This window comes from Salipiger sp. H15 (genome assembly GCF_040409955.1).
Classification (GTDB): domain Bacteria; phylum Pseudomonadota; class Alphaproteobacteria; order Rhodobacterales; family Rhodobacteraceae; genus Salipiger.
Genome location: NZ_CP123386.1, coordinates 15605 through 40601, shown reverse-complemented (window position 1 = coordinate 40601; position 24997 = coordinate 15605). Strand labels below are relative to the sequence as shown.

Genomic DNA, 24997 nt, shown 5'->3' with positions numbered 1-24997 from the left:
CAGCGCGGCCCGACAACAGGGGCTCGGCGCGCCGGCATGCAAAAAACACTGGGAGGAGAACCAGCTTGAAACGTCTTGCCTTGATCGCGGCCACGTCCGCATTGGCCATGGGCGCATCCGCGCTGCACGCAGAACCGCTGAAGATCGGTATCATCGAGAGCCTCTCGGGCGCCCAGACCTCGACCGGCCGGCTCTACGCCAACGCGGTTTCCTACGCCGTCGCACGGATCAACGAGGACGGCGGCTTCAACGGCGAGCCGGTCGAAGTCATCGAGTACGACAACGCCGGCGGCGCGCCGGACGCGGCGACCAAGTTCCGCCAGGCGGTGGCCGATGGCGTCGACGTCATCTTCCAGGGCGCCTCGTCGGCGATCGCGGGCCAGCTCACCGAGGACGTGCGCAAGCACAACCTGCGCAACCCCGGCAAGGAGGTGATGTTCATCAACCTCGGCGGCGAGGCGATGGAGCTGACCGGCGACAAGTGCCAGTTCTACCACTTCCGCTTCACCACCACCGCGCCGATGCGGGTCAACGCGCTGGTCAGCGCGATGAAGGAGGCCGGGGATCTCGGCACCAAGGTCTACTCGATCAACCAGAACTACTCCTGGGGCCAGGACATGCAGGCGGCGGTCGAGACGGCCGCGGCGGGCGGCGATTTCGAGATCGTCGACGAGGTGCTGCATGACGTGAACAAGATCCAGGACTTCGCGCCCTTCGTCGCGCGCCTGAAATCCGCCGCGCCCGACACGGTCTTCACCGGCAACTGGTCGAACGACCTGCTGCTGCTGATGAAGGCATCGGGGGATGCGGGTCTCGACGTGACCTTCGCCACCGCCTATCTCGACCAGCCGGGCAACATCGCCAACGCCGGCGAGACCGCGCTTGGCCACTACATCGCCAACAACTACGACAACGCCGCCACCGACGGCGAGTTCGCCGAGGCCTACAAGGCGGCGACCGGCCACTATCCGACCTTCGTCGAGGGCCACACCGCCTTTGCCGTCGGCGCACTGCAGCAGGCGCTCGAGACGCTCGACTTCGGCGGCGACGCCATCGACGTGACCAAGATCGCGCTGGCGCTCGAGAACACCACTTACGAGACCCCGGTCGGCCCGATCTCGGTCCGCAAGGAAGACCACCAGACCATCCGTCCGGTGGTCGTCTCCAAGGTCGTGAAGAACCCCAAGTACCCGGCGGACGACACCGACATGGGCTTCGAGACCGTCGAGGTCGTGTCGGGCGAGACGGCGATCTACCCGGTGCAGGACAGCTGCAAGATGGTGCGCCCGGGCGAGTGAGCGCCGCCTGAGAGAACCGGCCGGCGTTCCCCGCCGGCCGGCCCCGTCCCTCAGCCCCAATCGGAAGTGCAATGGAATTTGCGATCATCTCCACGCTGAACGGCGTGACCTACGGCCTGTTGCTGTTCATGGTCTCGGCCGGCCTCACGCTCATCTTCGGCATGATGGGCGTGCTGAACTTCGCGCACGCCTCCTTCTACATGCTGGGCGCCTACGTCGCCTACGCGGTGTCCTCGATCTTCGGCTTCTGGACCGGGCTGATCGTGGCGCCGATCGTGGTCGGCCTCGTCGGCATGGCGGTCGAGCGCTTCCTGCTGCCGCGGGTGCACGCCCACGGCCACGCGCACGAGCTCCTGCTGACCTTCGGCCTCGCGCTGATCATCGAGGAGCTGATCAAGCTGTTCTTCGGCGACTTCCCGGTGAACTACCAGATGCCCGGCGGGCTGCGCTTCTCGGCCTTCCACATCTTCGGCACCGACTACCCGTTCTACCGGCTCTTCATCGGCGGCGTGGCGGTGGTCATGTTCACCGCGCTGTGGCTGCTGCTGACCCGCACCCGCACCGGCATCGTGGTGCGCGCCGCCGAGCGCCTGCCCGCCATGGCCGAGGCGCTGGGGCACAACATCCCGCTGGTCTTCATGTTCGTCTTCGGCACCGGCGCGGCGCTGGCCGGGCTGGCCGGGGCGGTGGCCGGGGCCTTCTACCCGACCAATCCGAACATGGGGCTCGAGCTCGGGGTGATCGTCTTCGTCGTGGTCGTCGTGGGCGGGCTCGGCTCGCTCAAGGGCTCGCTTGTTGCCTCGCTGATGATCGGCCTCTTCTCGTCCTTCGCGGTGGGGCTCGACTGGTCGCTGGCCAACCTGCTTGGGCTCTTCGGCCTAGGGGACTGGGCGCGCTCGGTCGGCGGGCTGCTGACGCTCGAGCTGTCGTCGGTCAGCGCCACCATTCCCTTCGCCCTGATGCTGGTCATCCTGCTGGTCCGTCCCGCGGGTCTCATGGGGGAGCGCAACTGACATGCCCAACCTTCGTACACTCCTGATCCTCGCCGCGCTTCTCGTGCTGCTGATCGCCGTGCCACCCTTCCTCGGCCTCGGCTGGCAGAACGCGCTGGTGAACGTGCTCATCGCGAGCCTCTTCGCGCTCGCCTTCAACCTGCTCATCGGGCAGGCGGGGCTGCTGTCCTTCGGCCATGCCGCCTATTTCGGGGTCGGCGCCTTCGCCGCGCTGCACCTGATGCTGGCGGTCGAGGACGGCCTGCCCTTCCCGACGCCGCTGCTGCCGCTCGCCGGGGCCGCCGCCGGGCTGCTGGTCGGCCTCGTCGCGGGCTATTTCGCCAGCATGCGCTCGGGCGTCTACTTCGCGCTGGTGACGCTGGCCATCGCCGAGCTCTTCCATTCGCTGGCACCGCGCCTCGAGGGCCTCTTCGGCGGCGAGTCGGGCGTGTCGTCCATGCGCATGCCCTGGCAGGGCTTCAGCTTCGGCTCGATGCTCGAGGTCTACTACATGACGCTGGCCTGGGTGGTGCTCTGCGGCCTCGGGCTCTGGGCCTACACCCGCACCCCCTTCGGCCGGCTGACGCTGGCGCTGCGCGACAACGAGCAGCGCGTGCGCTTCCTCGGCTACAACGCCCATGCCTCGAAGGTGATCATCTTCGCCGTCTCGGCGATGTTCACCGGCATCGCGGGCGCGCTGCAGGCGATCTCCAACGAGACCGCGAACTACTCGCTCTTCGGCAGCATCGTGTCGTCGCAGGTGGTGCTGCAGACCTTCGTCGGCGGCGCGACGGTGTTCTTCGGCCCGGTGATCGGGGCGACCGCCTTCGCGCTCTTCTCCTTCCTCGTCTCCGACCTCACCCGGTCCTGGCTGCTCTACCAGGGGCTGATCTTCGTGCTGATCATGCTCTACGCCCCCACCGGCATCGGCGGCGTGGTGCATCACCACATCCGCAACCGCCACCAGCTCGACTGGGCGCGGCTGGCGGGGCCCTACCTCATGGCGCTGGCGGGCGGACTGCTGATCGCCGGCGGCGTGGTCTTCCTGGTCGAAAGCGCCTCGGTGCTCTTCGGCGAGGAATACGCCCGGCTGCGCCACGCGGCCGAGGGCGGCCTGCCGCCCTACGCGCTCTTCGGCGCCGAATGGAGCCCGGCCTCGGTGCTGACCTGGATCATCCCGGCGGCGCTGCTGGCGGGGGGCATCGCGGTGCTGATCCGCGCCCGCCGCGAGATCGACACGCTCTGGGCCCGCAAGGACGGGACCCGCGACACCATGGCCGAAACCGCGCCGCTGGGAGGTGAAGCATGACCGAGACCACCACACAAAGTGCGCTGACGCTCGCCGGGGTGACCAAGTCCTTCGGGCCGATCGAGGTGCTCAAGGGGCTGAACCTCGACATCCAGAAGGGCGAGCGCCACGCGGTGATTGGCCCGAACGGGGCCGGGAAATCGACGCTCTTCAACCTGATCTCGGGCATGTTCCCGCCCTCCTCGGGCGAGATCGCGCTCGGCGGGCGCAGCATCGGGGGGCTCTCGCCGCACCTGATCAACCGGGCGGGCCTCGCGCGGTCGTTCCAGATCACCAACATCTTCCACCGGATGAGCGTGTTCGAGAACCTCCGGATCGGCGTGCTGGCGCGGCACGGGGTGCGCTTCGGCCTCTTCCGCCCGATCGCGGCGATGCGCCGGGTGAACGACGAGACCGCCGAGATCCTCTCGCGCGTCAGGCTCGAGTCCCGCGCGGACGACCTTGCGGGGGATCTGACCTATTCCGAGCAGCGCGCGCTCGAGATCGGCATGACCCTGACCACCGGCGCCGACATCATCCTGCTCGACGAGCCCACCGCGGGCATGTCGCGCGAGGAGACGGCGCAGGCGGTGGAACTGATCCGCACGGTGACCGAGGGCAAGACCCTGCTGATGGTCGAGCACGACATGAGCGTCGTCTTCAGCCTCTGCGACCGGGTCTCGGTGCTGGTCTACGGCAGCATCCTCGCGACCGACACGCCCGCGCGCATCAGCGCCAACCGCGAGGTGCAGGAAGCCTATCTCGGCGAGGAGGCCGCATGAGCTTGCTTCAGGTCAAGGGGCTGCACGCCCATTACGGCAAGAGCCACATCCTGCACGGCATCGACATGGAGGTGCCCGAGGCGGCCATCGTCTCGCTGCTCGGGCGCAACGGCTCGGGGCGCTCGACGCTGCTCAAGGCGATGATGGGGCTGGTTCCGCCGACCGCGGGCAGCGTCACGCTGGACGGGCGCACGCTCTCGGGGCAGCGGCCCTTCGACATCTGCCGGCAGGGGCTCGGCTACGTGCCCGAGGAACGGCTGGTCTTCCCCAACCTGACGGTCGAGGAGAACCTCGCCATCGGCGTGCAGAAGGGCGCCCCCGGCGCGCACCGCTGGACGGTCGAGGAGATGTACGACTACTTCCCCCGCCTGCGCGAGCGCCGCGGCATCCGCGCCGGGTATCTCTCGGGCGGCGAGCAGCAGATGCTGACCATCTGCCGCTCGCTCCTCGGCAACCCGCGGGTGCTGCTGATCGACGAGCCGACCGAGGGACTCGCCCCGCGCATCGTCGAGGTGGTGATGGAGGTGATCTTCGACATCGGCCGTCGCGGCGTCGCGGTGGTGCTGGTCGAGCAGAAGCTGACCATCGCGCTCAAGGTCGCGCAGCAGGTCATGGTCATGGGCCATGGCGAGCTGGTCTTCCTCGGCACCCCCGAAGAGCTCGACGCCGCGCCCGACGTGCGCCGCAACTGGCTCGAGGTGGCCTGACGGCCGCCTCCCCTCCCCAAGACAAATTCGACTGGACAGACAGTGAGCATGATCGAACGGATGTATCCGAAACCCGGCCTCCGGGTCCTTGTCACCGCCGGCGCGTCGGGCATCGGCGCCGCCATCGCGCGCGGCTTCCTCGACGCCGGGGCGCGGGTGATGATCTGCGACATCGACGAGGCGGCGCTGGCGCGCTTCGCCGCGGAGCACCCCACCGTTGTCACCCGCCGCGCCGACGTCTCGGACGAGGCCGAGGTCGCCGCGCTGATGGAGGCGGCCAGTGCCGCGCTCGGCGGGCTCGACGTGCTGGTGAACAACGCCGGGATCGCCGGTCCCACCGGGAAGATCGACGAGATCTCGGCCGAGGACATCCGCCGCACGCTCGACGTCGACCTGCTGGGGCAGTTCCTCGTGCTGCGCCGCGCCGTGCCGCTGCTGCGCGCGAGCGGTGACGGCGCGATCCTCAACATCGCCTCGGTCGCGGGCCGGCTCGGCTATGCGCTGCGCACACCCTATGCGGCGGCGAAATGGGGCATCGTCGGGCTCACCCAGAGCCTTGCCAAGGAGATGGGCCCCGAGGGCATCCGGGTGAACGCGATCCTGCCGGGCGTGGTGCGCGGCGCGCGCATCGAACGGGTGATCGCCGACCGCGCGGCGGCCGAAGGCATCCCCTACGCGCAGATGGAAGAGCAGTACCTCGCCAATGTCTCGCTGCGCCGCATGGTCGAGCCCGAGGACATCGCCGGCATGGCGCTGTTCCTCTGCTCGCCGGCCGGGGCGAACGTCTCGGGCCAGGCGATCAGCGTCTGCGGCAACGTCGAAACCATCTGACCCAGCAAGCAACGGAGAAGGACCATGGCAAAGGCCCCCCGCAAGGTCATCGTCACCTGCGCCGTCACCGGCGGCATCCATACCCCCAGCATGTCGCCGCACCTGCCGGTGACCCCCGACCAGATTGCCAAGCAGGCCATCGGGGCCGCCGAGGCCGGCGCCTCGATCCTGCACCTGCACGCCCGAAACCCCGAGGACGGGCGGCCGACGCAGGACCCCGAGGCCTTCCTGCGGTTCCTGCCGCGCATCCGGCAGGCGACGGACGCGGTGCTCAACCTCACGACCGGCGGCAGCCCGACGATGACCGTCGAGGAGCGCCTGCAGCCCGCCGCGCGACTCGCCCCCGAGGTCGCCTCGCTCAACATGGGCTCGATGAACTTCGCGCTCTTCCCGATGCTCGGCCGCTACGACAAGTTCAAATATGACTGGGAACCGGCCTATCTCGAGAAGACCCGCGACGTGGTGTTCCGCAATACGTTCAAGGACATCGAGTGCATCCTCGAGACCTGCTCGGGCAACGGCACGCGCTTCGAGTTCGAGTGTTACGACACCAGCCACCTCTACACGCTCGCGCACTTCCGCGACAGGAACCTTGTGCAGGGTCCGCTTTTCATCCAGACGGTCTTCGGCATTCTGGGAGGCATCGGCACGCATCCCGACGACGTCGCGCACATGAAGCGCACGGCGGACCGGCTGTTCGGCGACGACTACGTCTGGTCGGTCCTCGGCGCGGGGCGCCACCAGCTTCCGATCACCACGATGGCCGCCGCGATGGGCGGCAACGTGCGGGTCGGGCTCGAGGACTCGCTCTGGGACGGGCCGGGTCAGCTGGCGCAGTCGAACGCCGCGCAGGTCCGCCGGATCCGCAAGGTGCTCGAGGGGCTGGGGCTCGACGTCGCGACGCCCGACGAGGCGCGTGCCATGCTGTCGCTCAAGGGCGGCGACCAGGTGAACTTCTGAGACCAGCCAGCGGGGGACGCAGGGCATGAGCAACGAATTCGAAGGACGGGTGGCGATCGTCACCGGGGCCGGGGCCGGGCTGGGACGCTGCCACGCGCTCGCCCTCGCCCGCGCCGGGGCGCGCGTGGTGATCAACGACATGGCGGGCCCCGATGGCCAGCCGGGCGAAGCGGCGCTTGCCGTGGTCGCCGAGATCGAGGCGCTCGGCGGCGCGGCGGTGGCCGAACCCGCCGACGTGTCGAACTTCGCCGAGGTGACCGCGATGGTGGCGCGGGTGATGGCGCGCTGGGGCCGCGTCGACATCCTCGTCAACAACGCCGGCATCCTGCGCGACCGCTCCTTCGCCAAGATGGAGATGGGCGATTTCGCCACCGTGCTCGCCGTCCACCTCACCGGCTCGGCGAACTGCTGCCGCGCGGTCTGGGAGATCATGCGCGAGCAGGGATATGGCCGGATCATCCTGACCACCTCCTGCTCGGGGCTCTACGGCAACTTCGGACAGGCCAACTACGCCGCCGCCAAGGCCGGCATGATCGGCCTGATGACGACGCTCCAGCAGGAGGGCGAGCGCTACGGCATCCACGTCAACGCGCTGTCGCCCCTCGCCATGACCGGGATGACCGACGGGCTGCTCGCGCCCGAGGATGCGGCGCAGCTGACCCCCGAGGCGGTGGCGCCCGCCGTGGTCTTCATGGCTTCGGATTTTGCCCCGAAGAAGACCATCATCGGTGCCGGCGCCGGGGTCTTCTCGATCGTCCACGTGGTCGAGACCGAGGGCGTCTACCTGCCGCCCGAGGCGCGCAGCCCCGAGGATTTCCACGCCGCCTTCGAGCGCATGTCGGACATCCGCACCGCCCGGCACCTCGACACCGGCTTCGACCAGGCGACCAAGTTCACCGCCACGGCGAACAAGGCGCGCCGGGTTCCCGCCTGACGCGGCCAAGGCGCGGCGTCCATGGGCGCCGCGCCCGCCCAGCATTTCGGCCACTTCAGCCTCCGGACTTCACCGCGAGGATCGCGCGCAACCGGCTGTCCCGCGCCTCGGCCTGCGCCCGCACCGGCCGGTCGGCGTAACACGCCTCCACCGCACCGGTGACCCGCGCCTGCAGATCGGCGTCGGGGACCGGCGCTCCGAGTTCCGCCCAGAGCTTCTCCTGCATCGGCGCGAACATCTGCCAGAAGCCCTCCATACCGCGTTCGCCCCCGGCGAGCCGGTAGGTCAGCAGCGGCCCCATCAGCGCCCACCGCAGGCCCGGACCCTCGGTGACCGCGCGGTCGATGTCCTCGGCCGAGGCGACGCCGCTTTCGAGAAGATGGATCGCCTCGCGGAAGATCGCGGCCTGAAGGCGGTTGGCGACGTGGCCGTAGATCTCCTTCCGCAGACGGATCGGCACCTTGCCGAGCCGCGTGTAGAAGCGCTCGGCCGCGTCGAGCGCCTCCTCGGAGGTCCGCTCGCCGCCCGCGAGTTCGACCAGCGGCACGAGATGCGGCGGGTTGAACGGGTGCCCCAGCACCACGCGCCCGGGATGGGCGCAGGCGCTCTGCATGTCGGTGACGGAGATCGCCGAGGAACTCGAGGCGATCACCGCGCCGGGCGGGGTCGCGGCGTCGATGCGGCGCATGAGCTCGACCTTCGCGTCGAGCCGCTCGATCGCATTCTCCTGCACGAAGCCGGTGCCCGCGCAGGCGGCCTCGAGCTCGGGCTCGAAGCGCAGCGACCCGCGCTTGCCGGTGCCGCGCACCGCGTCCGGCAGCGTCGGCCAGACCCGCGCGACCGCGTCCCGCAACTCGCCCTCGGCCCCCTCGCGGATGTCGGTGGCCACCACGTCGAGCCCGTGCGCGAGGAAGAGGCACGTCCAGCTTGCCCCGATGATCCCCGTGCCGACGACGGTGACGGTCTCGATCTTCTCCATCCGCAAGTCCCTCCTTCGACCGCACAGGTGCAGGTCCCCCGACAGACCCGGTCAAGACGCCGATTCTGATGGTTTCCCAATATGTTGGTAGCATGTCCCGAGGCGGGCACGAAGCCATCCGGCGCACGGGTCGCAAGAGCGCGTGATGGGGCAGCTTGATGCGTGCTGGACGTCGAAGGGAGGAAGTGTGGCGGCGACCCTAGGGAGGAGGAGATGGGTCGCCGCCGATTTCTGAGGCTCAGGGAGGAGGAGGAGAGCCTCTAGAAAATTCCTCGGCGCTGCGTGGCGCCGATGAGCCATTAATGCCATTCGCCGCGGCGCGGAACCACTACCGAATCGGAAGATCCGCCTTGCGCCTTGTGCATGGCTCTCCCGCGCGCCCGGAAACAACGCCAAGCCTCTGACCACAGTGGTGGAATCCGCGAAAGCCCTGGCGGGCGACGGTCCCGCGCCTGCGGGACTTCCGTCAATTCCCCCCCTGCCGGCGCGATCCTACCCCAGCAGCCCCGGCGAAATTGCATGGGTCAGCGTTGCGCCAAGCTCGTAATACCCGCCGCGGATCCGGCTGAACCGCTCGGCGTAGCTGTCGATCGGGCCGATCGGCAGCCCGTCCTCGCGCCCCTCGAGCAGCGCCTCGGCCGCGGCGGTGCCGAAGACCGTGCCCGGCGCGATGCCCCGCCCCGAGTAGCCGAAGACCGCCAGCCCCGACGGGCCGACCCGCACCAGCTTGGGCACGTGGTCGCTTGTCATCGCGATGCGCCCCTGCCAGGCGTGCTCGAAGGGAATGTCGGCAAGCTCGGGATAGACCTGCGCGAGCTTGCGCCGCGCCCAGCCCGCGTGCACGCGCCCGCCGGGCCCCTCGGCGTCGCCCATGGCCCCGAGGATCAGCCGCCCCGCCCGGTCGGTGCGGAAGGAGGACATGACCAGCGCCGTGTCCCAGCAGCCCTCGCCCCCCGGAAGCAGGCGCGCCCGCACCTCCGCGGGCAGCGGCGCGGTGGCGAACTGGCTGTAATGCACCGCGACGTAGGCCGGGCTGAAGGGATCGGCGAAACCCTGGTGATAGGCATTGGTCGCCATCAGCAGCGCCCCTGCCCGGACACGGTGGCCGCCGGCGCGGATCTCCCAGCCGCTGCCGGAGCGCGCAACGCCGGTCACCTGCGTGCCCGCGTGCAGCCGCGCGCCCGCCGCACCCGCGGCGCGGGCAAGGCCGCGGCAATAGGCGAGCGGCTGCACCGTCCCCGCGCGCGGGTCGAGCAGCGCGCCGTGGAAGGCCTGCGAGCCGGTCCGCCGCGCGGTCTCGGCAGCGTCGAGAAGCTCGACCGGCGCACCCACCGCCCGGCCCTGCCGGTGGCGGGAGGCGAGATCGGCCGCCCCCTGCGGCGCATGGGCAAGGTGCAGCGTGCCGCTGCGCACCGCCTCGCAGGAGATCGCCTCGCGCTCGATCAGCCCGAAGACCCGCGAGGGCGCCGCGCCGAGCGCCTCGATCAGCCGCAGCCCCGCTTCGGGCCCCATCTGCGCGAGAATCTGGTCCGGCGGCAGCCACAGCCCGGCATTGACCAGCCCGACGTTCCGCCCGGAGCCGCCGTGGCCGATCTCCTGCGCCTCGAGCAGCGCCACCGTGGCGCCGAGCCGGGCCGCCTCGAGCGCCGCGGAACAGCCGGTGAAACCGCCGCCGATGATCGCCAGATCGACGTCGATGTCCGCCCCAAGCGGCGGCGCGGAGACGCTTTCGGCGGCGCTTGCGTGCCAGAGGTTGCTGCGCGGGAAGTCTGCCATGGGTGCAATCCGGTGGTCGCGGCCCCTTCGGCCGCGCGCCAAGTCTTGGCCAGCGCGCGGGGCGGCGTCCAGCGCGATCTGCACGGCGGCGACACGCGGCGCGCATGGTGCTGCCGCGCCACCCCGCTCCGGACCCAGGCGCAGATCAGCCCGCCAGAAGCCCGGCCAGCGGCAGCAGCGCCAGCAGCATCGCGACCGCGCCCCAGCCGCTGTCCTCGCCTCCGTCCCCACCATCGGGGATCTCCGCGTCCGCCTCGTCCTCGGGCGGGTCGAGCACCGGAAGATCCGGGTCCTCCGCCTCCTCGCCCTCGAGGGTCGCCAGCAGCGGCGCGAAGGCCTCGCTCGGCGTCACGTCCCGGATCACCACCTGCAGGATCTCGTGCGGCGCAAGATCGGCCTCGAGCAGCCCGTCCCGGTAGACCTCCTCCGGGTCGAGGCTTTCCAGCACCGGCGCCGCGCGCGCATCCCCCGCGTCCGCCCCTGCGGCGACGCCGAGCCGGGTGATCTCCATGCTGCCGAAACCCGTGACGAGTCCCGACAGGTCAAGGTCGGTCACGCTGCCCGCGCCGCTTTGCGAGGTGACGTAGAAAAGCAGGTCGCCGCCCCCGGCGAAGCCATGCACCTCGACATCCGGCAGGTCCGCCTCGGTGCCGCTGCCGTCGCCGGGGGTGAAATCGAGCAGCGTCTTGCCGGGGATCTCCGCCGACATCATCGCGAACATCTCTCCCGCCACGGTGCTGCCGCCGTAGGCATGGCCCGTCGAGAGCGCGTTCGGCGTGTTCTGGATGAGCGGCCAGACATGCGCCTGATCGACCCCCGCCTCGAGGAAATCCTCGACGATCTCGAGCATCTCCTGCGCCTGGAGCAGGCCGTAGCCCGTGTGCGGGTCGATGTTCTCCGAGGATTTCAGGTTCCATTCGGTGACATGCACCTCGAGATGGCCGAAGCCTTCCTGCTCGAGCCAGCTGTTGCGGATCACGTCGAGATCGTAGGCGCGGCCGTCCTCTTCGCCGCGGGCGTAGACATGCGCGATCACCCCGTCGAGCGCCTCCTGCTGCTCTTCCGTCTCGAAGCCCATGCGCACCAGCGCGTTCGTCACCTCGGACCAGTTGACCTCGCCATTGCCGCGGATGTTGCCGCTGCCCAGCCCGGCACCGGGGTAGCTCGCCGAAAGGTCGGCGATGATGTCCTCGGCCCGCCAGCCCGCGTAGTCGTCCGAGAGGCTCGAGCTCCCGTAGTTCTGCCCCATCTGCGCCAGCACGCGGATCTCGCTCGTGTCGATGCCCTGCACCTCGGCCACCAGCGCCAGCTCGTCGGCGACGATCTCGGCCATCTGCGCGGCGAGGCGGCCGTATTCCACCGCCGTCATCTCGCCCGAGCCCCAGTATTCGTTGCCGATCTCCAGCGCCGCGATCTCGGCCTCGCCATAGACGCCCGAGGCGAGGTCATGCACGAAATCGCGCAGCTCCTCCTCGTCGATCTGCGGCAGGCGGTTGCCGGTCGCGTCCATGTCCTCCGAAAGCTGGTCGCGGGTCGGCAGCACGATGGTCACCGCGTGGCCGGCCTCGCCCGCGTAGGCCATGAACTCCGAGATCGGGATGAAGCCGGTCTCGGCCCCGGTGACGGCATGGGTGGCGGTCGCGGCGTCGGGGTTGCCGAGGTCGAAGTAATACTCGGTGAGCGAGCCGCCCGGGTAGCGCAGCCCGGTGACCCCCAGCGCCTCGATCGCCTCGGCATAGGAGCCGTCGCCGGTCATCTCTCCGCGCGGCGCCAGCACGTTGCCACCGAAGAGCGCCGCCTCGGCGGGCGCACCGGCAGGAGCGACGGAAAGGGGCAGCGCCTCGGGCATGCCGTTCTCCGGGTGGATGGCGCGGAGCACGCCCTGCATGGACAGGGGGCGGATCGGGGAACCGGGGTGAACTCGCGGAAAACCGGGCGGGCCGGGCACGGGAACGGCTCGGCAGACCCGCAGGCGGGGCGGCCGATAGGCACTCGTTCAAGGCGTCGAGACGGGGGCACCGCGAAATCTGCGGCGCGGACGTGGTGATCGAAATGGATTTGGAAACCGACCTGCGGGCGCGCATACCCCACCTGCGCCCTTCCCCGGAGGGTAGTCAGCGCACCCCGGTGGCGCAAGCGTGATCACGAAACCCGCAAGGCCCATGCGCGGGTCTCGGCCAAGCGCGCCGCAAATGGAAAGGCGCGGCGACAGGATCCTGTCGCCGCGCCCATGTCTACCGCCGGGGCCGCACGGGCCGGGCTGCGCTCAGAGGATGCGCTCGCCGGTGCCCGGGTTGAAGTACGAGACCTTGCCGAGGTCGAAGGCGAAGGTATGCGCCGCGCCAGGCGCCGCCGCGGTCTCGGCATGAAGCCGCGCGGTGATCTGCTTGCCGCCGAGCGTGGTCATCACGTAGGTGTCCGCGCCCGCGGGCTCGACGATCTCGACCTTGCACTGCGCTTCCTGCACGCTCTCGCCCGAGCGGTAGCCGGGCTCCGAGATGTCCTCGGGGCGCAGGCCGAGGATCACGTCCTCGGGCAGGTTCTTCGCGCGGGTGTCGGTGAGCACGATCGGCTCGGCACCCGGCCGCGCGATCTCGAGCTTGGTGCCGACGCCGTTGGCGCGCGCCTTCGCCGGGATCAGGTTCATCGCCGGCGAGCCCATGAAGTCCGCGACGAAGAGGTTGGCGGGCTTGTTGTAGATCTCGGCCGGGGTGCCGATCTGCTGGATCACGCCGCCCTTCATCACGACGATCTTGGTCGCCAGCGTCATCGCCTCGATCTGGTCGTGGGTCACGTAGACCATCGACGCGCCGAGCCGCTGGTGCAGCGACTTGATCTCGGTGCGCATCTCGACCCGCAGCTTGGCGTCGAGGTTCGACAGCGGCTCGTCGAAGAGGAAGAGCTTGGGATCGCGCACCAGCGCCCGGCCCATCGCCACGCGCTGCCGCTGGCCGCCCGAGAGCTGGCCGGGACGGCGCTTCAGCAGCGGCTCGATCTGCAGCTGGCGGGCCACCTCGGCAAGCTTGCGGTCCTGCGTCGCCTGATCGACGCCGCGGACCTTCATGCCGAAGGTGATGTTCTTGGCGACGCTCATCGTCGGGTAGAGCGCGTAGGACTGGAACACCATGGCGATGTCGCGGTCCTTGGGCGAGACATGGGTCATGTCGACGCCGCCGATCTTGAGCGTGCCGCCCGAGATCGGCTCGAGCCCGGCGATGCAGTTGAGCAGCGTGGACTTGCCGCAGCCCGAGGGGCCGACGAGCACGAGGAAATCGCCCGGTTCGATCGAGACGTTGATGTCCTTGAGGATCTCGGTCGCGCCGTAGTTCTTGTAGAGGTGCTGGATATCGAGGATCGGAGCCATGGGGATCATCCTTTGACGGATCCGGCGGTCAGACCGCGGATGAAGTATTTGCCGGCGACGACGTAGACGAGGAGCGTCGGCAGCGCGGCGATGATCGCGGCGGCCATGTCCACGTTGTATTCCTTCACGCCCGTCGTCGAGTTGACGATGTTGTTGAGCGCCACGGTCACCGGCTGGGTGCCGGCCGAGCTGAAGGAGACACCGAAGAGGAAGTCGTTCCAGATCTGGGTGAACTGCCAGATCACGCTGACCACGATGATCGGGATGCTGAGCGGCAGGAAGATCGACCAGAAGATGCGCAGGAAGCCCGCGCCGTCGACCTTGGCCGCCTTCACCAGCTCCTGCGGGATCGTGACGTAGTAGTTGCGGAAGAACAGCGTGGTGAAGCCGATGCCGTAGATCACGTGCACGAAGACGAGGCCCGGGATCGTGCCCGCGATGCCCATCACGCCGAGCAGGCGCGCCATCGGCAGCAGCACGACCTGGAAGGGGATGAAGCAGCCGAAGAGCATCAGCGCGAAGATGATGTTGGCACCCTTGAAGCGCCATTGCGCGATCACGTAGCCGTTCACCGCGCCCAGGAGGGTGGAGATCAGCACGCCCGGCACCGCGATCAGCACCGAGTTCCAGAAATAGGGGCGCACGCCCTCGCACTGGATGCCGGTGCAGGCACCCGACCAGGCCTTGGCCCAGGCATCGAAGGTCACCTCGCGCGGCAGCGCGACGAGATCGCCGGTGCGGATCTCCTCGAGGCTTTTCAGCGAGGTGGTGACCATCACGAAGAGCGGCATCAGGTAGTAGACCGCGAAGAGGCCGAGGATGACGTAGAGCCCCCAGCGCAGCGCGGTCTTCATGCCCGCGCCCTGCGACCGGGCTGCCGCCGCAGCGGCGGGCGTTGCGGAGACATCAGTCATTTTTCGCCCTCAGTTCGGAGTAGAGATAGGGCACCACGATGATGAAGATCACCATCATCATGATCATCGCCGAGCTTGCCGCCTGGCCGACGTCGCCGCGCGAGAAGGCCATCGCGTACATGTAGGTCGCCGGCAGGTCGGTGGCATAGCCGGGGCCGCCGCCGGTCAGCGCGATCACGAGGTCGAAGCTCTTGATCGCGAGGTGCGCCAGCACGATGAAGGCCGACAGGAAGATCGGCGCCATCGAGGGGATGATGATCGCGGTGTAGACGCGCCAGGTCGGGATGCCGTCGATCTGCGCCGCGCGGATGATTTCGGTATCGACCGAGCGCAGGCCTGCGAGGAAGAGCGCCATGACGAAGCCCGAGCTCTGCCAGATCGCCGCCATCACCACCGTGTAGATGGCCATGTCCGGGTTCACCAGCCAGTCGAACTTGAAGTTCTCGAACCCCCAGCCCTGCACCATGGCCTGCACGCCGAGGCCCGGGTTCAGGATCCATTTCCACGCGGTGCCGGTGACGATCATCGACAGCGCCATGGGGTAGAGGTAGATCGTGCGGATCGCGCCCTCGACGCGGATCTGCTGGTCGAGCAGGATCGCGAGGATCAGCCCCAGCACCAGCGAGATGACGATGAACATGCCCCCGAAGATGTAGAGGTTGTTCATTGCCGTGTCCCAGCGCGGGGAGGCAAAGAGCCGGTCGTACTGGATGAAGCCGTCGATCTCGTAGCGCGGCATCAGCTTGGAGCGGGTGAGCGACACCCAGGCGGTCCAGCCGATGAAGCCGTAGACGAAGATCAGGACCGCGATGAAGCTGGGCGCCAGCACGATCTTCGGCAAATGGGTTTCGAACCATTTGGCCATGGTGTTCTCCTAATGACGGGCCCGCCCCGAAGGTGAGACGGGCCCGCTTCTGTATGGTCAGAGACCCTGGGATCAAAGACCGGGAACGGGGATTACATCGAGTTCGCGACAGCGTCCGCGAGCATCTTCACCGCATCCTCGGAGCTCATGTCCGAGTTGAAGTGCGCCGTCACCACGTCGGTGATCGCGCCGGACTGCGCACCGCGCAGCGCCATGCCATGGGCGTAGGAGGGCAGCAGCGTGCCGTTCTCGGCGGTTGCCTTCATGTCCTCGGCCGATTTCACCGCGCATTCGTCGAACTCGTCGAGAGCGACGTCGGTGCGGACCGGGATCGAGCCCTTGTTCAGGTTGAACACCTTCTGGAAGTTCGGGCCGACGATCAGCTTGGCCAGCAGTTCCTGGCCGGCTTTCTTGTCGTCGCCTTCCACTTCGAACATGGCGAAGCTGTCGACGTTGTAGAGGTAGCCCTCACCCGGGGTCGCGCCGCAGAGGAAGTCCTTGCCCGGCACCTTGCCGGCGGCGAGGAATTCACCCTTGGCCCAGTCGCCCATGATCTGGAAGGCGGCTTCGCCGTTCATCACCATCGCGGTCGCGAGGTTCCAGTCACGGCCCGAGAAGTTCTCGTCCACGTAGCCGCGCAGGATGCGCATCTCGTCGAAGACCTTGACCATGGTGTCCGAGGTCAGCGCGTCCTGGTCGAGGTCCACGAGCGCCTTCTTGAAGAACTCGGGTCCGCCGAGGCCCAGAACGACGGTCTCGAACACGGTGGCGTCCTGCCAGGACTGGCCGCCGTGCGCCAGCGGGATGATGCCCGCCGCCTTCAGCTTCTCGGCTGCGGCGTTGAACTCGTCCCAGGTGGTCGGCATCTCGATGCCGTTGGCGTCGAGCACGGCCTTGTTGGCCCAGATCCAGTCGACGCGGTGCACGTTGACCGGCGCGGCGCACCAGGCACCCTCGCACTTCATGTGCTCGGCGATCTGCGCGGGCAGGACGTCGGCCCAGCCCTCGGCTTCCGCGACCGACGAGATGTCGGCCAGGACGCCCTCTTCGTACCACTCCTGGATCGCCGGACCCTTGAGCTGCACGGCGGTCGGCGCGTTGCCCGACAGCACCCGTGCGCGCAGCGCGGTCATCGCGGCATCGCCGCCGCCGCCGGCCACCGGCATGTCGGTCCAGGTGCCGCCATTCTCCGAGAATTCCTGCTGCAGAACGGCGACGGCCTTGGCCTCGCCACCGGCAGTCCACCAGTGCAGGACTTCGGCCTGCGGCTCGGCGTAGGCTGCGCCTGCAACCGTCAGGGCAAGGGCGGAGATGGCCGCCTTGGCGGTGTATTTCATGTCGGTATTCCTCCCGTTATTGCTGCCTCCGCAGGCAGCGGTGGGCGGGATCGTGCGCTTTGGCCCGAGTTTTTCGCAAGGCCTTACCCCACGCCGCCGCGCAGCATCCCTTCAGAAATCCGGACGATCTGTTACAGGCTGTTACAGCACGATTGCCAAGACCGCCGGACCGGGGAAAGACTCCGCGCCGGACCCCGCCGCGAGGAGAGACGCGTGACCATCTCAAGACTGCTGGTCGTCGACGATGATTCCGAGATGCGCAGCATGATGACACAGTTCCTGCAAAAGCAGGGCTTCATCGCCCATGGTGCGCAGAACATGGCCGAGATCGCCGCGGCCATGGAGGCGGGGCGGATCGACCTCATCCTGCTCGACGTGATGCTCGGCGACGAGAGCGGCATCGAGATCTGCGCCCGGCTGCGGCGCGAGCAGGACGTGCCGATCATCATGGTCTCGGCGCTCTCGGCCGATCACCAGCGCATGGCGGGCTACGAGGTCGGCGCCGACGACTACATCGCCAAGCCGTTCAACCCCGATCTCATGGTGGCGCAGGTGCGGGCGGTGCTGGCCCGCGCCCGCCGTACCGCCTCGCTCGCGCATCGCCGCCGCACCCAGAGCTTCCGCTTCGCCGGCTGGCGCTACGACGCCAAGCGCGACGAGGTGACCTCGCCCGAGGGCTTCCAGGTGCTGCTGTCGCGGCGCGAGACGATGCTGCTGCAGGCGCTGCTGGCCAATCCCTTCATCCCGCTGACCCGCGAGGAGATCGCCGCCGCGCTCGACGTCACCGGCGAGGGCGGCGCCGAGGACGCGCAGGGCCGCGCCATCGACGTGCTGGTGGGACGGCTGCGCTCGAAGATCGAGAAGACGCCGAAGGAGCCGCAGATGCTGCGCACCGAGCGCGGCGTGGGCTACGTCTTCGCGGTGGACGTGACCACCGAAGAGACATGAGGCCGCGCACATGAGCCGCGCCGGGCCGAGCCTGCGTGTCTCGGGCACGCTGCTGATCCTCGCGGCGGCGCTCGCCGGGGTGGTGATCACCGCCATGTGGAGCCTGTCGCAGACCCGCTGGACCACGCATCTCGACCGCGCCGAGCGGGCGGGCATCCTGCTCTATTCCACCCTCGCGCGGGCCGCCGCGCCGCCCGCCGACGTCACGCTCACGCCGCTCGCGCCGCCGGATGCCGCCCGCGCCGAGCAAGGCGCCTTCGCCGCGCTCTCCGGCCTGCCCAGCCCCTCCTATGTCACTCTCGCCCCGATCCTGCCCGACGGCTCCGGCGGCGAGGGGTTGCAGCTGGCGGTGATCTCGGACGGGCTGCAGTACCGCGTCGCCGAGCTGCCCTCGCGCCCCGGCCAGCGCCCCGAGGAGACGCTGGGCCAGCTCACCCGGCTGATGGCGCGCTACTGCAGCCACCCGCAGATCATCGCCCGTCCCGACGGCGGCGAGTGGCAGCGCGTCGAGGCGCCGCTGGTCTGGGGCTGCGCGGCCGCCCCCGCCGACCTGCGCCTGCCCGCCATCGCCCTCGCGCTGCTGGCGCTGGGGGTGATCTTCACGCTGGTGACCGGCACCGCCGCGCGCTTCACCGACTTCGCCGCCGCGCTCGCCGCGCGCCGCCATCTCGGCGGGCCCGAGAGCTACGAGGCCGAGGGCCCCGCCGAGCTGCGTGCCATCGTCGAGGCGGTGAACACCTACCTCGAGGCCGAGCGCGAGCAGCTTGCCAAGCGCGCCGTGGTGCTCTCGGGGGTCAGCCACGACCTCGGCACCCCCGCCACGCGCCTGCGCCTGCGCTCGGCGCTGATCGAGGACGCGGCGCTGCGGGAGAAATTCGAGGCCGACATCGACCAGATGACCGCGATCATCGAGAGCGCCCTCACCTACACCCGCGCCGAGCTGAACATCGAGGAGCCGCGCGAGCTGTCGCTCTCGGCGCTGGTCGAGGCGCTGGTGGACGACTACCGCGACACCGGCCACCCTGTCAGCCTTGCCAGCGTCGAGCCGATGGTGCTGCGCGCCGGGCAGTCGCTCTTCACCTCGCGCCGCGGCGCGCAGGTGGTCGAGGGGGCGCACCGGGTGATCGTCACCGCCCGGCCGGTCTCGATCCAGCGGGCGGTCTCGAACCTCGTGGACAACGCGCTGAAATACGGCCGCCGCGCAGTGCTGCGCCTCGAGGCCGGGGCCGAGACCGCGACGATCATGGTCGAGGACGAGAGCGGCATGCGCTCGACCGAGCAGATCGAGGCGCTGATGGCCCCGTTCCGCCGCGGCGCCAACGCCCAGTCGAGCGACGGCATCGGGCTCGGGCTCAGCATCGTGTCCACCGTCGCCATGATGCACGGTGGCACGCTGCATTTCGAGACCGCCCCGCACGGGCTGCGCGCGGTGTTCACCATCCGGCGGGGGTGACCTCCCGGCGCCGTGACTGCGCGGAAATTTGCCTACCCCGGAATGCGCCCTACTCCTTGAAGGGACGCGGCCGCGCGCCACTCCACCGCGCGGCCCGCCGGGAAAGCAAACGGGAAACTCACCATGTCCTACCGAACCGGCCTGACCGTGATGATGGTCTCGGCACTCGTTGCCATCGGCTGCGGCCTTTACGGCTATGTCGCCCCGCTCACCGGCGTGACCGGCGTCTGGGGTCCGCTCGCCGCCGCCTTCGGCGCGCTCTGCCTGCTCATCGGCGCGGCGCTCATGGCGCGCGCGCGCGCCCGCGGCGCGCGCGTCGTCCTGCTGCTGCTGCTCGCGCTCGGACTGCTGCTGACCGCCTTCGCCAGCGCGCTCATGCACCAGTGGGTGATGCTCGCCGCGCTCGCCGTCTGCGCGCTTGGCTGGATCGCGGCACTGTCCGGCCCGGAAGGAGCACGCGCATGACCCGGCTTCTTCGCGGCATTGCCCTTCTCGCCCTCATCGCCCACCCGGCCCTCGCGCAGCAGGCCGTCACGCCGGTGCCCCCGGCCGGGCCGGACTCGCGCGTGACCGGGGCCGCGGCCGCCGTGGCGCCGCGGTCGCAGGATGACAGCGAGCCCGAGCCCGACGCCGAGACGATCACCCTCGAAGTGCCCGCGCTCCGCCAACCCTCCGACGCCAGGGTGCCCACGCCCGGCCCCGGCTGGCCGAGCTTCCACGGGCAGGTTTCTGGCGCGAAATACTCGCCGCTCGACGAGATCAACGCGGGCAACGTGGGCGATCTGGAACTGGCCTGGCGCGCGCATACCGGCGACGTGTCGGACGGCTCGGGCGATCTGCCCGCCACCGTCTGGTCGGCGACACCGATCTACGCCAATGGCATGCTCTACATCGGCACGCCCTTCTACCGGGTGCTGGCGCTTGACCCCTCAACCGGAGAGGAGGTCTGGTCCTTCGACAGCCAGTCGACGCTCGAAGCGCTGACCCAGCCCGCGCTGAAGAACCGCGGCGTCGCCTACTGGGAGGCCGAGACCCCGCAGCAGGGCGCCGCCTGCCAGAAGATCGTCTATCTCGGCACCATGGACGCGCGGCTCTTCGCCATGGACGCGGACACCGGCAAGCCCTGCGAGGGCTTCGCCGACAAGGGCGTTCTCGACGTGAACCAGTGGAACACGGTCAACGACCGCTGGCCGCTGTCGCTGTTGCAGCCGCCGACCATCGTGGGCGATCACGTGATCATCGGCTGGGCCGGCAATGACTGGGACTGGGCCGAGGCGCCTCCGGGCTCGGTCTTCTCGGTGAACGCGCGCACCGGCGAGCTCGAATGGACCTTCGACACGATCCCCGAGAGCATCCGCGCCAAGACCGGCACAGCCAATGTCTGGACCGCGATGAGCGCCGACGAGGAGCGCGGCATCGTCTACCTGCCCGTCGCCTCGCCCTCGCCGAACTACTGGGGCGGCAACCGCACCGACGACATTCCCTACGCCACCTCGACTACCGCGCTCGACGTCGAGACCGGGCAGGTGATCTGGTCGCGGCAATGGGTGCACCACGACATCTGGGACTACGACATCAACTCCGCCCCGACGCTGATGGACATCACGGTGAACGGGCAGCAGATCCCGGCGCTGATGCAGGCGACCAAGATGGGCTTCCTCTTCGTGGTCAACCGCGAGACCGGCGAGGACATCTGGCCGATCGAGGAACGCCCTGTCCCCGCGGGGACAGTCGCGGGAGAGGTCTACGCCCCGACCCAGCCCTTCCCCACCCTGCCGAAGCCGCTGCTCGACCAGTCGCGCCTGCCGGACGTGTGGAAGCTGGCCGATCTCGCCTCGTTCGGCGAATGCTCGGACCTCTGGAAGAAGCTGAGCTACGAGGGCATGTACACGCCGCCCACCACCGAGGGCGAGGGCGCGGGGGCCTTCCCGAACTCGGCGGGCGCGGTGCAATGGGGCGGCGTCGGCTTCGACCCCGAGCACCAGATCGCCGTGGTGAACTTCAGCCACGTGATGCAGTACATCAAGCTCTGGTCGCGCGAGGACTACGAGAAGGCCGACGGCGCGGCGGGGGTCGGCGAGAGCGGCTTCCATCCGCAGACCGGCGCGCCCTTCGGCATGTCGCTGCAGACCGCGATGAACCGCTGGGGCATGCCCTGCTGGAAGCCGCCCTTCGGCGAACTGATGGCGATCGACATGACCACTGGCGAGCGGATCTGGCGCAGACCCCTCGGCATGTCGCAGAAATACGGCTTCTACATGCCCGAGGCATGGGGCTCGCCCAGCATCGGCGGCCCGGCGGTCACGGCGGGCGGGCTGATCTTCATCGGCTCGACGATGGACGGCATGGTGCGCGCCTTCGACCTGCAGAGCGGCAAGGAGCTGTGGCGCGACCTGACCGAGGCGCCCTCGGTCTCGAACCCGGCGGTCTACGAGCATGACGGGCGCGAATACGTCGCCTTCATCTCGGGCGGGAACTCGATCCTGAAGCCCTCGGTGGGCGACATGATCTCGGTCTACCGCCTGCCGCTGCACTAGGCGCGGCCCGCGCGAAACCGGCGGGACCGTCTCGGCACGGTCCCGCCGACCCCTGCCGCAGGGGCAGCTTTCGCTGGTGGTGCGACGGCGGCTTCCGCGCTATGCTGCACTGCAGAATTTCTCCTCATCCGGGGGCTTTTTGCATTTCCATGACCGATACCAATTCCGACACTTCCAAGATCATCCTCGACGTGGCGCTGCAGGGCGGCGGCGCGCACGGGGCCTTCACCTGGGGCGTGCTCGACACGCTTCTGCAGGAGGAACGCATTGAAATAGGAGCGCTTTCCGGTGCCAGCGCCGGGGCGATGAACGCCATCATCGTGGCCTCGGGCATCGCCACCGGCGGGCGCGAGGGCGGGCGGGCGGCGCTGCGCCGCTTCTGGACCTCGGTGAACGCCGCCGCGCGCGAGGCCACCCCGGTCTTCCAGATGCTCGAGGCCTTTCCCGGCTTCTTCGCCGCCTCCGCCGCCTGGTGGCAGATGGTCAGCGGCGGGCAGGTCACCGTCTCGTCCCGGCCCTGGCAGGGGCGCGCGGCGCAGATGGCCCTGCGCGAGCTGATCGCCGAGCAGGTCGATTTCGAGGCGCTGCGCCGCGAGGATGCGCCGCAGCTCTTCATCTCGGCCACCGATGCCCGCACCGGCAGCGCGCATATATTCCGCAACGACCAGATCACTCCGGACGTGGCCATCGCCTCGGCCTGCCTGCCGATGAGCTTTCCGCCGGTGAACATCGACGGCGTCGACTACTGGGACGGCGGCTATGCCGCCAATCCGCCGATCGCCGCGCTGGTGCGCTTCACGCCGCAGACCGACCTGCTGCTGGTCAGCATCAACCCCGCGCGCCGCACCTTCACCGCCCGCTCACCCGAAGAGATCACCGAAAGGGTGAGCGAGATGGTCTTCAACCAGGCGCTGCTGACCGAGCTGCGCGGCATCGCGATCATCCAGGACGCGCTTTACGCGCACATGCAGACGCACGAGGGCGAAAGCGGCTCGGACCTGCTGCGCGCCCTGCACGAGCTGCGCATCCACGAGATCCACGACGAGGCCACCATGTCCGAGCTCGACCCGCACACCAAGATGTATCCGGCGCTCGACATGCTGCTGAAGCTGCACGAAACCGGCCATGCGGCGGCCAAGTCCTGGCTCGGCGCGAACTTCGAGCATCTCGGCAAGCGCGGCACGGCCAAGTTGAGGGAACGCTACCTCGGGGGCATGCTGAAGGAGTGAGCCCGCGATGAGGGACAGGTAAGGCTCGACGCCAAGGGCCCGTTCGCGCTAGTCTTTCCGTCAAGCGACGGCAAAGACCCGCGACGGAAGGGAAGACGGCGGCGCGCACGGGCCCATGACATCGGGCAGGTGCAGGAAGATGCGCGGCGGACGGCCCAGCCGGACGGGTCCGAATTACGTGGGTGCGTCCGATGCGTTTTCTCGAAGGCCTTTTGATCCTCGTCCTTGTGCTTGTCACCTTCGTCTTCGGGATGAAGCTGGCCTTTCCGCTGCCCGACCGGAACTTCGCCGAGCCGCAGCACCGCCTGCCGCCCGACGCGGCGGGCGCGCTCGGCCAGGTGGTCACGCCGCTCCTTGCCGCGCACGGCGGCGAGAGCGCGGTGCAGCCGCTCTCCGACGGGCGCGACGCCTTTGCCGCGCGGGTGCTGATGGCCCGGGCGGCGCAGGTCTCGATCGACGCGCAATATTACATCTGGCAGGACGACACGACCGGGCTCATCCTGCTCGACGAGCTGCGCGCCGCCGCCGAACGCGGCGTGCGGGTGCGGCTGCTGGTCGATGACAACGGCATTCCCGGGCTCGATGCGCTGCTGGCCGAGCTCGACGCCATGCCCACCGCCGACGTGCGCATCTTCAACCCCTTCACCCTGCGCAACCCGAAGCTGGTATCCTACCTCTTCGACTTCTCCCGGCTGAACCGGCGGATGCACAACAAGTCGATGACGGTGGACGGCATGGCGACCATCGTCGGCGGTCGCAACATCGGCGACATCTACTTCGAATACGGCGAGGGCACGCATTACTTCGACGTCGACGCGCTGGCGCTGGGGCCGATCGTCGAGGACGTGGCGGACTCCTTCGACCGCTACTGGAACAGCGCCTCGGCCTATGACGCGGACCTGCTGCTCGACCCGCCGAACGCCCCGGCGCTGGCCGAAGCGGGCAAGGCCGCGCGCAATTCCTCGGTCGGCAACGGCTACTTGCAGGTGGTGGCGCAGAGCCGGCTCGTCGAAAGGCTGAAGGGCGGCGCGATGGACCTCGAATGGGGCCGCGCCGAGCTGCTGGTCGACGATCCCGCGAAGGGGCTCGGCAAGGCGCGGGGCGAGGACAAGATCGTCGCGCGGCTCTTCGAGCTGGTCGGGGAGGTCGAGACGAAGCTCGATCTCGTCTCGGCCTATTTCATCCCCGGCGAGCGCGGCACCGAGGCGCTGACCGCGCTGGTCCGCAAGGGCGCGCAGGTCCGGGTGCTCACCAACGCGCTCGAGGCGACCGACGTCATGCCCGTCCACGCCGCCTACATGGGCTACCGCAAGCCGCTGCTCGAGGGCGGGGTCAGCCTCTACGAGCTGCGGGCGGCGCGCGAGGAACACGTCCGGCGCTCGCTGCCCGAGGTGCTGTCGGGCTCGGCCTCGGGGCTGCATGCCAAGGTCTTCGGCCTCGACGGCAGGCGCGCCTTCATCGGCTCGTTCAACCTCGACCCGCGCTCGGCGCAGATCAACACCGAGATGGGGCTGCTGATCGACAGCCCCACCATCGCCGCTTCGCTCTCCGAGCAGCTGGACGTGCCGAGCTACGCCTATCATGTCACGCTCGACGAGGCGGGCGAACTGGTCTGGACCAACACGCCGCAGGTCGGCCCGCCGCTGGTCTACCACGAGGAGCCGAACACCGGGCTGCTGATGCGCGGCCTGACCCACCTCATCAGCTGGCTGCCGGTCGAGTGGATGCTCTGAGCTGCCGGTTGCGGCGGGCGTGACCTTGCGACATCTTCGGCCTTAGGTGCCCGTGCGGCACCGCAACGAA

21 protein-coding genes are annotated in these 24997 nt (G+C 69.2%); 14 read left to right on the top strand and 7 right to left on the bottom strand.

Annotated elements, in window-relative coordinates; all coding sequences use genetic code 11:
* Positions 1 to 65 precede the first annotated feature (65 nt).
* The 8 genes from PVT71_RS22730 to PVT71_RS22695 all read left to right on the top strand — a co-directional run bounded on the left by PVT71_RS22730 (position 66) and on the right by PVT71_RS22695 (position 7792).
* On the top strand, positions 66 to 1298 hold the full coding sequence (locus PVT71_RS22730) for a branched-chain amino acid ABC transporter substrate-binding protein (RefSeq protein WP_353475795.1): 1233 nt from the start codon (positions 66 to 68) through the stop codon (positions 1296 to 1298).
* Between the two features lie 71 nt (positions 1299 to 1369).
* Positions 1370 to 2311, top strand: coding sequence for a branched-chain amino acid ABC transporter permease (locus tag PVT71_RS22725; RefSeq protein WP_353475794.1), 942 nt, complete (start codon positions 1370 to 1372; stop codon positions 2309 to 2311).
* A 1-nt stretch (position 2312) separates the two neighbouring features.
* On the top strand, positions 2313 to 3599 hold the full coding sequence (locus PVT71_RS22720; protein WP_353475793.1) for a branched-chain amino acid ABC transporter permease: 1287 nt from the start codon (positions 2313 to 2315) through the stop codon (positions 3597 to 3599).
* Positions 3596 to 4360 carry an ABC transporter ATP-binding protein gene (locus PVT71_RS22715; protein WP_353475792.1) on the top strand — a complete coding sequence of 255 codons (765 nt, stop codon included), beginning with the start codon at positions 3596 to 3598 and terminating at the stop codon, positions 4358 to 4360. Before PVT71_RS22720 ends, PVT71_RS22715 begins: the two co-directional genes overlap by 4 nt.
* On the top strand, positions 4357 to 5067 hold the full coding sequence (locus tag PVT71_RS22710; RefSeq protein ID WP_353475791.1) for an ABC transporter ATP-binding protein: 711 nt from the start codon (positions 4357 to 4359) through the stop codon (positions 5065 to 5067). Before PVT71_RS22715 ends, PVT71_RS22710 begins: the two co-directional genes overlap by 4 nt.
* A 42-nt stretch (positions 5068 to 5109) precedes the next feature.
* Positions 5110 to 5898: an SDR family oxidoreductase gene (locus tag PVT71_RS22705; protein ID WP_353475790.1), complete on the top strand. Its 789-nt coding sequence runs from the start codon at positions 5110 to 5112 to the stop codon at positions 5896 to 5898.
* A gap of 24 nt (positions 5899 to 5922) precedes the next feature.
* A complete protein-coding gene (locus tag PVT71_RS22700; RefSeq protein ID WP_353475789.1) occupies positions 5923 to 6858 on the top strand; it encodes a 3-keto-5-aminohexanoate cleavage protein in 936 nt (311 codons plus the stop codon).
* Positions 6859 to 6883: 25 nt separating this feature from the next.
* Complete coding sequence (locus PVT71_RS22695) at positions 6884 to 7792, top strand: SDR family NAD(P)-dependent oxidoreductase (protein WP_353475788.1); 909 nt, start codon at positions 6884 to 6886, stop codon at positions 7790 to 7792.
* 55 nt (positions 7793 to 7847) lie between these two features.
* On the opposite strand, the gene PVT71_RS22690 is transcribed toward PVT71_RS22695, so the two are convergent.
* The 7 genes from PVT71_RS22690 to PVT71_RS22660 form a co-directional block, all read right to left on the bottom strand.
* Positions 7848 to 8771, bottom strand: a complete 924-nt coding sequence (locus PVT71_RS22690) for a 3-hydroxyacyl-CoA dehydrogenase NAD-binding domain-containing protein (protein ID WP_353475787.1) — start codon at positions 8769 to 8771, stop codon at positions 7848 to 7850.
* Between the two features lie 492 nt (positions 8772 to 9263).
* Positions 9264 to 10547, bottom strand: coding sequence for an FAD-binding oxidoreductase (locus PVT71_RS22685; protein ID WP_353475786.1), 1284 nt, complete (start codon positions 10545 to 10547; stop codon positions 9264 to 9266).
* Between the two features lie 145 nt (positions 10548 to 10692).
* Positions 10693 to 12396 carry a type I secretion protein gene (locus tag PVT71_RS22680; RefSeq protein WP_353475785.1) on the bottom strand — a complete coding sequence of 568 codons (1704 nt, stop codon included), beginning with the start codon at positions 12394 to 12396 and terminating at the stop codon, positions 10693 to 10695.
* Between the two features lie 417 nt (positions 12397 to 12813).
* Positions 12814 to 13911 (bottom strand): sn-glycerol-3-phosphate ABC transporter ATP-binding protein UgpC, encoded by a 1098-nt coding sequence (gene ugpC, locus PVT71_RS22675; RefSeq protein ID WP_353475784.1) that lies wholly within the window; start codon positions 13909 to 13911, stop codon positions 12814 to 12816.
* A gap of 5 nt (positions 13912 to 13916) precedes the next feature.
* The gene (locus PVT71_RS22670) at positions 13917 to 14825 is read right to left on the bottom strand and encodes a carbohydrate ABC transporter permease (RefSeq protein WP_353475783.1); all 909 of its coding nucleotides are present in this window, start codon (positions 14823 to 14825) and stop codon (positions 13917 to 13919) included.
* Positions 14818 to 15690 carry a sugar ABC transporter permease gene (locus PVT71_RS22665; protein ID WP_095883539.1) on the bottom strand — a complete coding sequence of 291 codons (873 nt, stop codon included), beginning with the start codon at positions 15688 to 15690 and terminating at the stop codon, positions 14818 to 14820. Before PVT71_RS22665 ends, PVT71_RS22670 begins: the two co-directional genes overlap by 8 nt.
* A gap of 92 nt (positions 15691 to 15782) precedes the next feature.
* Positions 15783 to 17027: an ABC transporter substrate-binding protein gene (locus PVT71_RS22660; RefSeq protein ID WP_353475782.1), complete on the bottom strand. Its 1245-nt coding sequence runs from the start codon at positions 17025 to 17027 to the stop codon at positions 15783 to 15785.
* A gap of 213 nt (positions 17028 to 17240) precedes the next feature.
* Here PVT71_RS22660 and PVT71_RS22655 point away from each other — a divergent pair, with 213 nt between their 5' ends.
* From PVT71_RS22655 to PVT71_RS22630, 6 genes are all read left to right on the top strand, one after another.
* Entirely contained in the window at positions 17241 to 17975 is a 735-nt protein-coding gene (locus tag PVT71_RS22655) for a response regulator transcription factor (RefSeq protein ID WP_353475781.1), read from the top strand.
* A gap of 10 nt (positions 17976 to 17985) precedes the next feature.
* Positions 17986 to 19428 (top strand): ATP-binding protein, encoded by a 1443-nt coding sequence (locus PVT71_RS22650; protein WP_353475780.1) that lies wholly within the window; start codon positions 17986 to 17988, stop codon positions 19426 to 19428.
* A gap of 123 nt (positions 19429 to 19551) precedes the next feature.
* Positions 19552 to 19893, top strand: coding sequence for a hypothetical protein (locus PVT71_RS22645; protein ID WP_353475779.1), 342 nt, complete (start codon positions 19552 to 19554; stop codon positions 19891 to 19893).
* The gene (locus PVT71_RS22640) at positions 19890 to 21965 is read left to right on the top strand and encodes a PQQ-binding-like beta-propeller repeat protein (protein ID WP_353475778.1); all 2076 of its coding nucleotides are present in this window, start codon (positions 19890 to 19892) and stop codon (positions 21963 to 21965) included. The genes PVT71_RS22645 and PVT71_RS22640 overlap by 4 nt, the downstream gene beginning before the upstream one ends.
* 149 nt (positions 21966 to 22114) lie before the next feature.
* Complete coding sequence (locus PVT71_RS22635; RefSeq protein WP_353475777.1) at positions 22115 to 23194, top strand: patatin-like phospholipase family protein; 1080 nt, start codon at positions 22115 to 22117, stop codon at positions 23192 to 23194.
* A 212-nt stretch (positions 23195 to 23406) separates the two neighbouring features.
* Positions 23407 to 24927: a phospholipase D family protein gene (locus PVT71_RS22630; protein ID WP_353475776.1), complete on the top strand. Its 1521-nt coding sequence runs from the start codon at positions 23407 to 23409 to the stop codon at positions 24925 to 24927.
* The last annotated feature ends 70 nt before the right edge of the window (positions 24928 to 24997 follow it).